The sequence below is a fragment of the Brucella haematophila genome, from assembly GCF_005938105.1.
Taxonomy (GTDB): Bacteria; Pseudomonadota; Alphaproteobacteria; order Rhizobiales; family Rhizobiaceae; genus Brucella; species Brucella haematophila.
Genome location: NZ_VCPE01000024.1, coordinates 14,492 through 26,850, shown reverse-complemented (window position 1 = coordinate 26,850; position 12,359 = coordinate 14,492). Strand labels below are relative to the sequence as shown.

Genomic DNA, 12,359 nt, shown 5'->3' with positions numbered 1-12,359 from the left:
TGCTGTCTACTCAGTTATCGATTAGCCGCGGAACAGCGACAGGATCGACTGGCTCGACGAGTTAGCGATCGAGAGAGCCTGAATGCCGAGCTGCTGCTGGGTCTGCAGAGCCGAAAGGCGAGCAGATTCAGCGTTCATGTCAGCGTCGACGAGCTGGCCAACGCCCTTTTCAACCGAGTCCGACAGCTTCGAAATGAAGCTCGTCTGGGTTTCGATGCGCGACTTTGCAGCACCGAGGGTCGCTGCACCGGTGGTGAGCTTGCCCAGCGCGGTTTCAACGGATTCCAGAGCGGTCTTGATCGCAGCCGAATCCAGAGCGGTCGTGCCGGTCGTGTCGAAGAAGGTCGAAGCAAGGAGACCGCCGACGATGCCGCCCGTGCCAGCCGTGTCGAGAACCTGAACGTCAGCAGCAGCAACATCAACAGTGTCGATGGTTACGTCAGTGCCAACGCGGTTGTACGAAGCGACAACCTTCAGGTCTTCCGTAGCAGCGCCGTCGTTTACCAGCAGGTTAGCGCCAGCGTAGTTAGCGTTGGTTGCAGACGACTTGATCTGGCCCTGAATAGCCGTGATTTCAGTCGAAATTTTCTGCTGATCTTCCAGGCTTGCGCCCTGCGCGCTGATCAGGAGGGTCTTCATCTTGTCGACCTGGTCCTTGATGTCGTTGATCGCGGTGTAAGCCGTGTCAACCTTACCAGCGCCGAGGCCGAGAGCGTCCTGAACAGCCGAGTTGGCCTTGTTGTCGGACTTCATCGACGTTGCGATGGACCAGTACGAAGCATTGTCCGAAGCTTCGCCGATGCGCAGACCGGTCGAAATGCGGTTCTGCGTGGTTTCCAGAGCCTTGTTGGTCGAAGCCAGAGTCTGGAGAGCGGTCAGAGCCGACGAATTTGTAAGAATGCTAGCCATTGTTTTGCCCCTTGGGAAAAATCAAACTGAGGGACAGGCCGGACTTGAGGGATACCGGCATAGTGGAGCGGCATCATGCCTGTCTCCGCTAAGACGCGGAAACCCACCATGTGCCGAGACTTAAGACCCAAACATTAAAGAAATACTAATTTATTCGGTCGAATTTTAACGAACACTTAGATTCTGATGCCGAATTTTGCCGGGCGCTTTCGCAACTGTACCAAATCGGGTCAGGAGAACGAGCGAATCAGGCTTCCGACCAGAATATTCCAGCCGTCGATCAGCACGAAGAACAGAATCTTGAACGGCAGCGAAATTACTGTTGGCGGTAGCATCATCATGCCCATGGACATGGTGAGCGTCGCCACGACGAGATCGATCACCAGAAACGGCAGCACGATCAGGAAGCCGATTTCAAAGCCACGGCGCAATTCCGAAATCATGAAGGCGGGAACCAGCACGCGGAAATCCACGATGCCGTCCTCACCGGTGCGGAAAGACGGATCGGCAAGGTCTTCGAACAGGCGCAGGTCCTTGTCGCGCACCTGACCCATCATGAATTCACGAAATGGCTGCGAAATCTCGGTCAAGGCGGCCTGTTGCGTTATCTCGTTACGCATCAGGGGCTGCACGCCATTGTTCCAGGCGCGGTCGAAGGCGGGCGCCATGACATAGAAAGTCATGAACAGAGCAAGCGAGATCATCACCATGCTGGCAGGCGCGGTCTGAAGACCAAGGCCTGACCGCAGAAGCGAGAAGGCGATGGCGAAGCGCGTGAAGCTCGTCACCATGATCAAAATGCCCGGCGCGATGGACAACACCGTCAGGAGGCCGAAGAGCTGGACGATCTGCCCGCTGGCCGCGCCGCTGCCTGCGGGCAGCAGATTTTCCAGCGTCAGCGCGGGCTGGGCCTGCTGCGCATGGGCAGCAACAGTGAATGCAAGCGTCAGGAGAACGCCGAGACCAAGGAGTTTTTTCATTCTACGACCAGTGCCGAAATAAAGACCCGGTCCACCGCGCCTTCCGAGCGCAGGCGGGCGCGTTCTTCGAGATCGGCGCGCAGATAGGCAAGTCCTGCCGCGCCTTGCAATTGCATGAGATTGACGCTGCGCAGAAAGCTCAGGAAATCATCGCCAACATTGGCAGCCATGGCCGCCGGTATTTCATGGCCGGGCTTGGCGACCAGAGACGCCTCCAGCCGGACCCAGGTGTTCTGCGGAATGCCCAGATTGGTGACAATCGGCTTCAACGGCACGACTGCGCCGATGGAACGCGATTCGAAATCGCCCGGCTTCGGCTTGTCTTCCTTGCCCGTCGTCTTGGCGGTTGCCTGCTGGTCGGCAGAAATCATCCCGCCCAGATACCAGCCGCCACCGGCAGCGATAGCGGTGAGAGCAACGACAGCCGCCAGCAGCCCCATCATGGAGCCCTTCGCCTTGCCGTCATTCTTGTCCAGTGCCGTGTCGCTCATCGATGCTCAACTTTGAAGCACATCCCGAAAATGGGGATGTGCATGGAAACAAAAGGTCAGAAAGGCGAAACCTGATCGAGGATCTGCTGGCCGTAAGGCGGCTGCTGCACCTCGCTCAACCGTCCGCGACCGCCATAGGAAATGCGGGCCTCGGCGATCTTGTCGTAGGAAATGGTGTTGGAGCCGGAAATATCGCGCGGACGCACGACACCCGTGACATTCAGCACACGCAGCTCATTGTTGACGCGCACTTCCTGCGAACCGCGAATGATCATGTTGCCATTGGGCAGGGTGTCGGTGACGATAGCCGCAACCTGAAGGCTGATATCCTCACTGCGCTTGATCGTACCCTTGCCCTTGGCCGAGGTGTCCGAATGGGTGTTGATGGAACCATCCATGTCGCCGCCAGCACCGGCACCGGTGCTGCTGCTGGTCTTGAACGAACCGCCAGCGCCATAAATGCCCTTCGACACACGCTCGCGGTCGGTCTTGTTGTCGAGATTGGCGCGATCATTGATGGAGATGATCACGGTCAAGACATCGCCCGGCTCGGCAGCGCGCGGATCCTTGAAGAAATTGGTCGAGCGCTGGTTCCACAACGAATAATCCGGCTTGGCCGGACGCGATGGATAGCCGTTATATTGCGGATTGTTCTGCATGCCGAGATTGGCGGCGACCGGCGACAGGTCCGGCGCACGACCAATTTCTTCCGGCTTCACGGCGCAACCCGCCAGAAGCGCCAGAGCGGTCGCAGCGAAAATAGTCTTGTTCATGCTTCCTGTCATTGCACCGTATTCCCGGTTTGCGCCTGGGCGCGCTGGTCCTTCGCCGCTGGCGGCGGGGTCGTTGTGCGCTGCGAGCCGACGATGATGCGCGCAAGCTTTGCCGCCTTGTCTGGCGGCATTTCATTCAAAATGATGCTCGAAACGCGCGGATTGAGCTTGAGGATCAAGGCGGCTGCGGCCTCATCGCCGATCATCGCCATCTGGGCTGCCGCCGCGTCCGGCTTCATCTTGGAAATGATGTCGACCAGCGAATCCTGCGCCTTGCTGACGAAGTCGTCGCGGCGCTTCAGCCACATCTCGTATTCCTTGCGCTTTTCTTCCAGCGCCTGCATCCGCTCGTCAACCTCGGCCTTGAGATCGGTGAGCTGCTTGGCCTGCAACGAATAGCGGGCATCTGCCGCCTGATTGTCGATATTGCCGCAATATTTGCGGATTTCATCCAGATTGCCGAGATTTGCGGGCGGCATGGAGGCTGGCGTCGCAGAAGGCTGCGCGCTTGCCTGCACGGCTGGCTGCGACGCGGCAGCCGGTGTTTCCTGGGCCAATGCCGGCAAGGCGCTCGCAAAAAGGAGCGCCAGAGCCGAACCATAGCGGATCGCCTGCTTCACCATCATGTCCGCTCTCATCCCCGGCTTCATCATTGCACCACCAGTTCCGCGTGAAGCGCGCCGGACGACTTGATCGCCTGAAGGATGGCGATGATGCCCGTCGGCTTCACGCCCATCTGGTTGAGGCCCTTGACCAGATTTTCCAGATTGGCGCCGGTCAGAATTCCGATCTTGGCGTTTGGCTGGTTGACGGCAATATCAGTGTTCGGCTCCATCGCCGTCACGCCGTCGCTGAAGGGTTCAGGCTGCACAACCATCGGCGTTTCCGTCACGCGCACCGTCAGGCTGCCATGGCTGATCGCCACTTTGGAAATGCGCACCTTCGCACCGATGACCACGGTGCCTGTCCGTTCGTCAACGACCACACGCGCCACTTCATCCGTGGTGATCGGCAGCCCTTCCAGCTCCGCGAGGAAGCGGGCGGCTGGCACATTTTTCGGACGCGACAGGCGGATCGTCTTGGCATCGCGCGCCAGCGCAACGCCGCGTCCATAACGACGCTTGGCGAAAATATTGATCGTATCGGCAGTGCGCACGGCAGTCGTGAAATCGGGATCGCGCAGCTCGACGATCATCTCGCTGTCCTTGCCGAAGTTACCGGCAACCTCGCGCTCGACCAGTGCGCCGTTCGGAATGCGGCCCGATGTCGGCACGCCCTGCGTGACGGAGGCCGCATCACCTTCAGCGGTAAAGCCGGAGACAATCATATTGCCCTGCGCGACAGCGTAGATCTGATTGTCCGCGCCCATCAGCTGCGTCATGACCAGCGTGCCGCCCTGCAATGAGGTGGAATCGCCAATGGACGAAACGGTCACATCGATGCGCGAGCCGGAACCGGCAAAGGCGGGCAGATTGGCGGTTACGATGACCGCAGCGGTATTCTTCGAACGCGTGGAGTTGCGCGGCGCATTGATACCGAGATTATCGAGCATGGCGCGCATGGACTGTTCGGTGAAAGGCGAATTGCGCAGGCTGTCGCCGGTACCCTTGAGGCCGATCACCAGACCGTAACCGACAAGCTGGTTTTCGCGCACGCCCTGAATGGTCGCGATGTCCTTGAGGCGCGCGACAGCGCTGCCACGGCCAAGCTCCGCATAGGCCATCTTGGACGGATCGCCGCCCGCACCAAGCCAATCGGCATCCGCTTCCACGGCGCTGCCGAAATCCTTCACGTTCTTGGCCGACTCATCCGCCAGAACCGCAACGGGTTGAAGCGCGAGAGCCAGAATGGCGATCAGCGTAGCCCAGGTTTTTCTCACCGCATCCCCACTTGAATACGGCCATCAGCCAGCACCGTGCCGGGCACGATGACGCCGCTGTCGCTGTTGCGTACCTTGATGAAATCTCCTGCCGCGCCGGATTCGAGCGGAATGCCGACGGCGGTAATTGTCATGACGCCGGAATCGAACACCATCGTCACCGGCACGCCGCGCTTGACCAGCGACGGCTCCGAAAGGGCAGCAACGAGGATCGGCTTGCCCGCGATCAGCGTCTTGCGCGCGACCTTTCCGTCAGCCTGATCCACCGACAGCACATATTGCTGCGCAGCAGGAGCGCTGATGTAGAACTTCTTCTCGACCAGCGCGACATTGCTGACGACCTGTCCCGGGTAAACGGTCGCCGAAGGCACGACGAAAGCGATGCGGTCGGTGGCGGAAGCCCCCGAAATCGCAGCAGCTGCAAGACCGGCCGCTCCGGCAGCCGCCAATGCGGCGCGTCTGAACCAGGACCGGGCTTTGATGTCACTTCCTTTGGCGCGTTTCATGGCGATCACCGTTAGCGCATGTTCTTCGATACGGTCGCCGCCATTTCGTCGGCGGCCTGAATGACCTTGGAATTCATTTCATAGGCGCGCTGCGCCGTAATCAGATCGGTGATTTCCTTCACCGGATCGACATTCGATGCTTCCAGATAACCCTGCTTGATCGAGCCGAAGCCCGGATCGCCCGGATCGCCCACCAGTGGTCCGCCGGAGGCTTCCGTTTCGCGATAGAGATTATCGCCCAGCGGTTCGAGACCAGCTTCATTGGTGAAATTCGCAAGCTGAAGCTGGCCGATCTGGTTGATCTGAATGCCGTTCTGCTCCTGCACCTTCGCGAAGACCTGTCCTGTGTCGCTGACGGTGACTTCAAGCGCATTTTCCGGAACCACGATACCCGGCTGCACGATATTGCCGTCGAGCGTCACGATCTGTCCGTCGGCATTCTTGTTGAATGCGCCAGCGCGGGTATAGAGCGTTTCGCCTGTCGGGCTCTGGATCTGGAACCAGCCCTGCCCGGTCAGCGCCAGATCGAACGGATTGCCGGTCTGGTTGAAGCTGCCCTGAATATGCAGGTTGCGAACGGCTGCCGTCTGGACGCCAAGGCCGACCAGCGCGCCTTCGGGCACAATGCTCTCATTGGCCTGATTGGGGATGCCCGCCGTGCGCTCGGACTGGTAGAGCAGATCCGAAAATTCGGCACGCGCGCGCTTGAAGCCCGTTGTATTGATATTGGCGATATTGTTGGCGATCACTTCCAGATTGAGCTGCTGGGCGTTCATGCCGGTTGCGGCAATCGTCAGGGCTTTCATGGCGCGTCCTTGATCTGCTGAGCGTATGCGGGATGAGAGCGGCTCAGTTAGAACGGTATCATTGAAGCCGCTCTAACTATTTGTTTTTACGCATTATCCGACGCAAAACCGCTTCGCACTTTGGCTGGAAATGCTTTAAATCGACATGCGGCTGATCTCGAGATAGGCCTGCACGATCTTGTCGCGGATCGCGATTGCCGTCTGGAGCGACTGCTCTGCTTCCATGACCGAGCTGACCACCTCGTTCACCGGCGCATTGCCCTTGATGCCCTGAATGGAAGTGGCTTCCGCCGCCTGCAATTTCTGGCCGACCGAATCCGTCATCTGCGACAGCACATCGCCGAAGGACGCGCCAGGCGCTGTCGGAACAGCCTGCGGCGCAGTCGTGGAAGCGGCAGAACCGACGCCATTCTCGGCGACGGTTTCGGAAAGGCGCGACAGGGCATTGCGCGCCGAAATGCTCATGATCGAGTCGTACATTATGTGCTCCTCAGGAGATCGATGGTCATCGAGATCAGCTCACGCGCCTGCTTGACGACCTGCAAATTGGCTTCATAAGAACGGTTGGCTTCACGCATGTCCGCCATTTCGACGACCATGTTGACGTTCGGGTAACGGACATAGCCGCGCTCATCGGCAGCGGGATGGCTCGGATCGTATTGTTCGACGAAGGGCGAGGTATCCTTACCCACTTCCGCCACGCGCACTTCTGCGGCGCCCGTGCCATGTTCCAGCTCGGTGCGGAAAGAAACCGTCTTGCGGCGATAGGGATCGTCGGTCGCCGTCTTGCCCGTCGACTGGGCATTGGCGATGTTTTCCGAAACGATGCGCAGACGTGTCGACTGGGCCGAAAGGCCCGAGGCTGCGATCTTCAGTGAATTCTGCAAGGCGTCGGAAGACATGGATTATCCCTTCGCGACTGACAGCATCATGCGATGGAACGCTTTGACGATGCTGGTGTTGAGCGAATATTCGCGGGAAATCTCGCCTGCCTTCATCATTTCCTGTTCGACATCGACGGTATTTCCCGAATGGGTTTCCTCGGTGATGTCGTCGGGGCGCAGGCGTGCGCCCGCGATGCCGTTTGATTCGGCTTCGAGATGCTGCGGACTGGTCGCCGCCATGGTGAGCTGCGTCTTGTCCAGCACATCGGCGAAGGGCTGAACGTCGCGCGCCTTGAAATCCGGCGTGTTCGCATTGGCGACATTGCCAGCGACAGTCGCCTGCCGAACCGACAGCCACTGCACTTGCCTTGCGGCCAGATCGAAAAGATGAATGGAGCTCATGGAGTTTCCCGCCTTTACCGTTCGTTAATTTACGGGGCGGAACTTGCGTCAAGCTTGCGGGGGTTAAGGGAGTAGGGGAATAAGGCAGTAGGGCAGTAGGGCAGTAGGGCAGTAGGGCAGTAGGGCAGTAGGGCAGTAGGAGATTACGGTCGCTGCGGTCGTCCGCAACCAAAACATACTCCCCTATTCCCTTATTCCCCTACTCCCCTACCTCCGCATTTCAATCACGTCGCCCGACGACGTGGTCAATTGCCAGGTTCCGGAGCCCTGACCGATGGAAACAAGGCGGCTGCCATCCGGCAGCAGCGATCCCTTTTCCACGAACCAGTAGCCGGATGTATCCTCGATCATCGCCATGCCACCCACGACTTCGCGCAGCGCGAAAACCGGCTTCGGGAAAGCCTGTCCGTCACCACCGCCTTCGTCGCCATTGCCCGCACCTGTCCCCGGCAGACCCTTGCCGTTGGACATGACCGAGCCGGTCAGGGTGTTGTCGATATCCGCATTGGGGGCAACACGATCCGAGGGGCGAAAGGACGGAAAGCGGCGCACCGTCTTCTGTTCCGAACGGTCCAGCGGATCGATGATCTTGCGCTCCGCCTTTTCGGCTGGCGCAAGCTCGATGCGCTGGAGATAGGTGATGAAAGGCAGCATGGCGCAACCGGCAGCCAGCGTGACCGCCGCAATCTTGAGATAGCGATCGACCTTGCTATGCGGTCTCTTGCCGCCCTCTTGCGCGGCGACGGATTCCACTTCCGCTTCCAGATCGGCCAAAATCTTTTCTTCGGCGTTTTTGCGTCGGTTCTTGTTGCCCGTCATCATGGATTGGATGCCTGTTTTTCCCCGCGCAACGCGGCGGCGAGTTTCTGATAGGGATCGTCTGAACGCGGTGTCTCGGGCGATTGCTGCAAGGCATCGTAGATGCGCGGAACGAGATCCACCGCCTGATCGAGGATCCCGTCATGTCCCTTCTGATACGCGCCAATGGCGCGCAGATCGCGTGTTTCCTCGAAGCGGGCCACCATGCTGCGAAGCTGGCTGACGAGCTTGCGCTGTTCGGCCGTCCAGTTGTGCTTGGCAAGACGCGAAACCGAACCCGGTACATCGACCGCCGGAAAGCGCCCCAGCGCCGCAATCGTACGGTCGAGCACGATATGGCCGTCCAGCGTGCCGCGAATGGTGTCGGATACCGGATCATTATGATCGTCGCCATCGACGAGCACCGAATAGATGCCGGTAATGCTGCCGCCTGTATCGGCGCTCCCAGGCCCGGCACGTTCCAGAAGGCGTGGCAGCTGGCTGAACACACTCGGCGGATAACCGCGCGAAACCGGCGGCTCTTCCGCCGCAATTGCCACCTCGCGCGCCGCATGGGCAAAGCGTGTGACGGAATCGACGATCAGCAGGACATTCTGGCCAAGATCGCGGAAATATTCCGCAATGGCCGTCGCCGTGTTGGGTGCGAGACGGCGCATCATCGGGCTTTCATCGCCTGTCGCGACGACGGTGATGGTCTTGTCGAGATGGCCGGCCATGGTTTCTTCCAGCATCTCGCGCACTTCGCGTCCGCGCTCGCCGGTCAGCGCCAGCACCACCGTGTCGAAATCGGCAGCACGCGTCATCATGGCCAGCAGCGTGGATTTTCCGACGCCGGAACCGGCAAAAATGCCGATACGCTGTCCGAAGCAAAGCGGCGTGAAAATGTCGATCACATCGACGCCGGTGCGAAGCCCGCGATCCACACGCCCCCGGCGCAGAGCAGCCGGCGCCAGATTTTCAGACGCCATCGGACGCGGACCGGGCAGAAGCGCACCCCTGCCGTCAATCGGCTGCCCCAGCGCGTTGATCACCCGCCCGCGCCATTCGAGCGCGGGGCGGATGCTAAGCTGACCTTCCTCGAAAACCGCTGCCCCCAATGAGGGAATGATCCGGTCATCGAAAGGCTTTACGAGAACCTGCGTATCCGCAACGCGGATGATTTCCGCCAGACTGGTGCCGCCCGCAGCCCTTATCGCCACCGCATCGCCAAGCCGCGCATCGCGCGACAGCCCGCGCACGGCTATCGCCGAGCGTGACACGTCGCTGACCGTGCCGCCGATGCCGGATAAGGGCTTCGGTTCCACGGCCTGTTGACGGGCAAAGGCGGCAAGCCGCGCGAGCGGTAAATCTGGCGTCATCCGTTTTTGGAGCCCAGCGTCTTGATGGCTTCAGACACGGTCGCTTCCTGCTGGGACAGCAGATTATTGACCTGTTCAAAGGCGCGGCTGACGCTGATGAGACGCGTCATTTCCGTCATGGCGTCGACATTCGAGCCTTCGATCATGCCCTGCACCACACCGACGCTGTTATCGTCAAAGACCGGCGTTGCAGCCTTGTTGGGGATCACGCCGGAATTGCCCGCATATTTCAGCTCGGCATCGGCAGGAATGGAATAAAGACCAAGAGAACCGATCTGCGCGCCATTCTGATAGACCGCGCCATCGGCGGAAATCTTGGGCGCGCCGCCGTCCGGATTGAGCATCATCGGCGCACCGCCGACATCGAGCACCGAATAGCCCATCATCGAAACCAGCTCGCCGGTCGCCAGCATCTTCATGCGCCCGTCGCGCGTGTAAATCTGGCCCTGCGGCGTGTTGAGCGACAGCCACGCATCGCCCTTGACGGCGATGTCGAGCGGATTGTCCGTCTTGACCATCGGGCCGGGCTCGGTGCGAATATAGCTCTTGCCCGCGCTGGCAAAGCTCACATCGTCGCTTGCCTTTTTGGAGACAATCGAATCGAACTTGGTGCCCTCGCCCCGGAAACCGACGGTCGAAACGTTGGCGACATTCTGGGCAATCGAATCCATTCGCCGTTCAAGCGTAATGAGCGAGGAAAGCCCGACATAGATCGAATTATTCTGCATGGATCAGCGACCGCCCGGCTTGAAGTTCTGCAAGGTGGTAAGAATGGCCGTCGAAATGCCGATGGACGACGTACTACCGAGCAGAAACGACGCGATGGAGGCGGGGCTGCTGGCGCTCGGATTGTTCATTTCATACATGGCCGTGAAGCGCGAAATGAGTTTCGACACATAGTCGGGATCGGACAATTGCGAGATATCGATCTTGCCTTCGACCATCTTCGCCTGCTTGTCGATATCGGCATTGGACATGGTGGCCGGCCAGCCGAACATGGTCTGCACGGTGGTCAGCAAAGCCTTGTCGCCAAGGATTTCATAAGCATTGGTGATGGTCGAAGCCTTGCGCTGGAAATAGAGCGCCAGACGCACGCCTTCATTCTGGTCACCGGCTTCAGTTTCCAGCGTCTGGCGCAGATATTTATCCACCACGCCCTGCTGTGCATCGGTGCTTTGGGTTGCCTCGGCGCCCTTGCCCGCAAAGTCGAAAACGGTCGCAAATTCCTTATAGCGCTTGTCGGTCAACTTGTTGGCCATGGCGTCGTCATCCGTGACGCCTTCCGTCAGGATCTTGCGCACAAAAGCCTTGGCATAGGCCATGTCTTCCAGACCGAACGCCTTCATCGCATAATTGAAAAGGCGGGTATCCGACATGAAATCGTCGATTGATTTCACATTGCCGATGTTTTCCTGGAAATACGCCGTTTCCCGAGACACTACCGGTTCTTTCGAAACGCGCTGCAAAGACCGCGTCATATCCGACGCGATCAGGCGATAGCTCGTCATCGTATCGACCATGTGCATGACCCCCTGCTGATAGTTCCATCCTTTATGCGAGATCAAGCTTGTCCGAAGCTGATGAAACTCCGTGGCCCTCGGGCGATCATCGGCAAGTTTCGCGCAAGCCGCGCTGCCTATGTTCGATTCAAAGAACTATTCTGCGGGAGTCTCGGGCTTTGGGCATTATCATTGGTCTCGCCATCACACTGGGCTGTATGCTGGGCGGCTTTATCGCCATGGGCGGACATGTCAGCGTGCTCATCCAGCCATGGGAGTTTGTCATCATTCTGGGCGCGGCGCTCGGCACGTTCTTCGTCGCCAACCCGTTTTCGCTTGTGAAGGATACCGGCCGCGCCTGCATGGAAGCGTTCACCAACGCCGTGCCCAAGCAGCGCGATTATCTGGATGTTCTCGGCCTGCTCTACAGCCTGATGCGGGAATTGCGCGCCAAGTCGCGCAATGAAGTGGAAGTCCATATCGACAATCCCAAGGAATCGCCGATTTTTCTGGCCTATCCGAGCGTTCTGAAAAACGAAGACCTCACCCACTTCATCTGCGATTATTGCCGCCTCATCATTGTCGGTAATGTGCGCTCGCACGAAATCGAAGCGCTGATGGACGAGGAAATTCACACCATCGCCCGCGACAAGCTGAAGCCTTATCAGGCCATGGTCACGATCTCGGAAGCCCTGCCAGCGCTTGGCATCGTTGCCGCCGTTCTCGGCGTTATCAAGGCCATGGGCGCGCTGGACCAGTCGCCGGAAGTTCTCGGCCACCTGATTGGTGCGGCCCTTGTCGGCACCTTCGCCGGTATCTTCTTTTCCTATGGCGTTGTCGGTCCCATCGCGACCAAGATCAAATCGACCCGCGAGAAAAAGAACCGTCTTTATGTCGTCGTGAAGCAGACGCTGCTTGCCTATATGAACGGTTCGCTGCCGCAGATCGCCGTGGAATACGGACGCAAGACCATCTCCGCTTACGACCGCCCGACCATCGACGTGGTCGAGCAGGAAACCATGGCGAGCGCGCCGACACAGCAGGCCGCATAAG

Annotated in this window: 16 protein-coding genes; 1 reads left to right on the top strand and 15 read right to left on the bottom strand. The window is 59.3% G+C overall.

Annotated features, from left to right (window positions below; translation table 11 throughout):
* Window positions 1–21 precede the first annotated feature (21 nt).
* From FGI60_RS24040 to FGI60_RS23970, 15 genes are all read right to left on the bottom strand, one after another.
* Window positions 22–909 (bottom strand): flagellin N-terminal helical domain-containing protein, encoded by an 888-nt coding sequence (locus FGI60_RS24040; protein ID WP_138787294.1) that lies wholly within the window; start codon window positions 907–909, stop codon window positions 22–24.
* Between the two features lie 230 nt (window positions 910–1,139).
* Complete coding sequence (fliP, locus tag FGI60_RS24035; protein ID WP_078340866.1) at window positions 1,140–1,889, bottom strand: flagellar type III secretion system pore protein FliP; 750 nt, start codon at window positions 1,887–1,889, stop codon at window positions 1,140–1,142.
* A complete protein-coding gene (locus tag FGI60_RS24030) occupies window positions 1,886–2,380 on the bottom strand; it encodes a flagellar basal body-associated FliL family protein (protein ID WP_078340865.1) in 495 nt (164 codons plus the stop codon). Before FGI60_RS24030 ends, fliP begins: the two co-directional genes overlap by 4 nt.
* A gap of 56 nt (window positions 2,381–2,436) precedes the next feature.
* Window positions 2,437–3,165 carry a flagellar basal body L-ring protein FlgH gene (gene flgH, locus FGI60_RS24025; protein WP_078340864.1) on the bottom strand — a complete coding sequence of 243 codons (729 nt, stop codon included), beginning with the start codon at window positions 3,163–3,165 and terminating at the stop codon, window positions 2,437–2,439.
* Window positions 3,162–3,779, bottom strand: coding sequence for a MotE family protein (locus tag FGI60_RS24020; RefSeq protein ID WP_138787293.1), 618 nt, complete (start codon window positions 3,777–3,779; stop codon window positions 3,162–3,164). The genes flgH and FGI60_RS24020 overlap by 4 nt, the downstream gene beginning before the upstream one ends.
* A 23-nt stretch (window positions 3,780–3,802) precedes the next feature.
* Window positions 3,803–5,032, bottom strand: a complete 1,230-nt coding sequence (locus FGI60_RS24015) for a flagellar basal body P-ring protein FlgI (protein ID WP_078340863.1) — start codon at window positions 5,030–5,032, stop codon at window positions 3,803–3,805.
* Complete coding sequence (gene flgA, locus FGI60_RS24010; protein ID WP_078340895.1) at window positions 5,029–5,538, bottom strand: flagellar basal body P-ring formation chaperone FlgA; 510 nt, start codon at window positions 5,536–5,538, stop codon at window positions 5,029–5,031. Before flgA ends, FGI60_RS24015 begins: the two co-directional genes overlap by 4 nt.
* 11 nt (window positions 5,539–5,549) lie before the next feature.
* Window positions 5,550–6,344, bottom strand: coding sequence for a flagellar basal-body rod protein FlgG (flgG, locus tag FGI60_RS24005; protein WP_078340862.1), 795 nt, complete (start codon window positions 6,342–6,344; stop codon window positions 5,550–5,552).
* A gap of 135 nt (window positions 6,345–6,479) precedes the next feature.
* Entirely contained in the window at window positions 6,480–6,824 is a 345-nt protein-coding gene (locus tag FGI60_RS24000; RefSeq protein WP_078340861.1) for a flagellar hook-basal body complex protein FliE, read from the bottom strand.
* Window positions 6,824–7,246 carry a flagellar basal body rod protein FlgC gene (gene flgC / locus FGI60_RS23995; RefSeq protein WP_078340860.1) on the bottom strand — a complete coding sequence of 141 codons (423 nt, stop codon included), beginning with the start codon at window positions 7,244–7,246 and terminating at the stop codon, window positions 6,824–6,826. Before flgC ends, FGI60_RS24000 begins: the two co-directional genes overlap by 1 nt.
* Window positions 7,247–7,249: 3 nt before the next feature.
* Window positions 7,250–7,630: a flagellar basal body rod protein FlgB gene (gene flgB / locus FGI60_RS23990; protein ID WP_138787292.1), complete on the bottom strand. Its 381-nt coding sequence runs from the start codon at window positions 7,628–7,630 to the stop codon at window positions 7,250–7,252.
* Between the two features lie 207 nt (window positions 7,631–7,837).
* On the bottom strand, window positions 7,838–8,452 hold the full coding sequence (locus tag FGI60_RS23985; protein WP_138787291.1) for a hypothetical protein: 615 nt from the start codon (window positions 8,450–8,452) through the stop codon (window positions 7,838–7,840).
* Window positions 8,449–9,807: a flagellar protein export ATPase FliI gene (gene fliI / locus FGI60_RS23980; protein WP_138787290.1), complete on the bottom strand. Its 1,359-nt coding sequence runs from the start codon at window positions 9,805–9,807 to the stop codon at window positions 8,449–8,451. The genes FGI60_RS23985 and fliI overlap by 4 nt, the downstream gene beginning before the upstream one ends.
* Window positions 9,804–10,535: a flagellar basal-body rod protein FlgF gene (gene flgF, locus FGI60_RS23975; RefSeq protein ID WP_113534932.1), complete on the bottom strand. Its 732-nt coding sequence runs from the start codon at window positions 10,533–10,535 to the stop codon at window positions 9,804–9,806. Before flgF ends, fliI begins: the two co-directional genes overlap by 4 nt.
* Before the next feature lie 3 nt (window positions 10,536–10,538).
* Entirely contained in the window at window positions 10,539–11,327 is a 789-nt protein-coding gene (locus tag FGI60_RS23970) for a DUF1217 domain-containing protein (protein ID WP_138787289.1), read from the bottom strand.
* A gap of 158 nt (window positions 11,328–11,485) precedes the next feature.
* Between FGI60_RS23970 and motA the strand changes: the two genes are divergently transcribed.
* On the top strand, window positions 11,486–12,358 hold the full coding sequence (gene motA / locus FGI60_RS23965; protein WP_078340856.1) for a flagellar motor stator protein MotA: 873 nt from the start codon (window positions 11,486–11,488) through the stop codon (window positions 12,356–12,358).
* The last annotated feature ends 1 nt before the right edge of the window (window position 12,359 follow it).

What these genes read in the sequence shown, in the direction of transcription:
- FGI60_RS24040 (WP_138787294.1), bottom strand. Translation starts at nt 909, where the DNA reads ATGGCTAGCATTCTTACAAATTCGTCGGCTCTGACCGCTCTCCAGACT.
- fliP (WP_078340866.1), bottom strand. Translation starts at nt 1,889, where the DNA reads ATGAAAAAACTCCTTGGTCTCGGCGTTCTCCTGACGCTTGCATTCACT.
- FGI60_RS24030 (WP_078340865.1), bottom strand. Translation starts at nt 2,380, where the DNA reads ATGAGCGACACGGCACTGGACAAGAATGACGGCAAGGCGAAGGGCTCC.
- flgH (WP_078340864.1), bottom strand. Translation starts at nt 3,165, where the DNA reads ATGACAGGAAGCATGAACAAGACTATTTTCGCTGCGACCGCTCTGGCG.
- FGI60_RS24020 (WP_138787293.1), bottom strand. Translation starts at nt 3,779, where the DNA reads ATGATGGTGAAGCAGGCGATCCGCTATGGTTCGGCTCTGGCGCTCCTT.
- flgA (WP_078340895.1), bottom strand. Translation starts at nt 5,538, where the DNA reads ATGAAACGCGCCAAAGGAAGTGACATCAAAGCCCGGTCCTGGTTCAGA.
- flgG (WP_078340862.1), bottom strand. Translation starts at nt 6,344, where the DNA reads ATGAAAGCCCTGACGATTGCCGCAACCGGCATGAACGCCCAGCAGCTC.
- FGI60_RS24000 (WP_078340861.1), bottom strand. Translation starts at nt 6,824, where the DNA reads ATGTACGACTCGATCATGAGCATTTCGGCGCGCAATGCCCTGTCGCGC.
- flgC (WP_078340860.1), bottom strand. Translation starts at nt 7,246, where the DNA reads ATGTCTTCCGACGCCTTGCAGAATTCACTGAAGATCGCAGCCTCGGGC.
- flgB (WP_138787292.1), bottom strand. Translation starts at nt 7,630, where the DNA reads ATGAGCTCCATTCATCTTTTCGATCTGGCCGCAAGGCAAGTGCAGTGG.
- FGI60_RS23985 (WP_138787291.1), bottom strand. Translation starts at nt 8,452, where the DNA reads ATGATGACGGGCAACAAGAACCGACGCAAAAACGCCGAAGAAAAGATT.
- fliI (WP_138787290.1), bottom strand. Translation starts at nt 9,807, where the DNA reads ATGACGCCAGATTTACCGCTCGCGCGGCTTGCCGCCTTTGCCCGTCAA.
- flgF (WP_113534932.1), bottom strand. Translation starts at nt 10,535, where the DNA reads ATGCAGAATAATTCGATCTATGTCGGGCTTTCCTCGCTCATTACGCTT.
- FGI60_RS23970 (WP_138787289.1), bottom strand. Translation starts at nt 11,327, where the DNA reads ATGGTCGATACGATGACGAGCTATCGCCTGATCGCGTCGGATATGACG.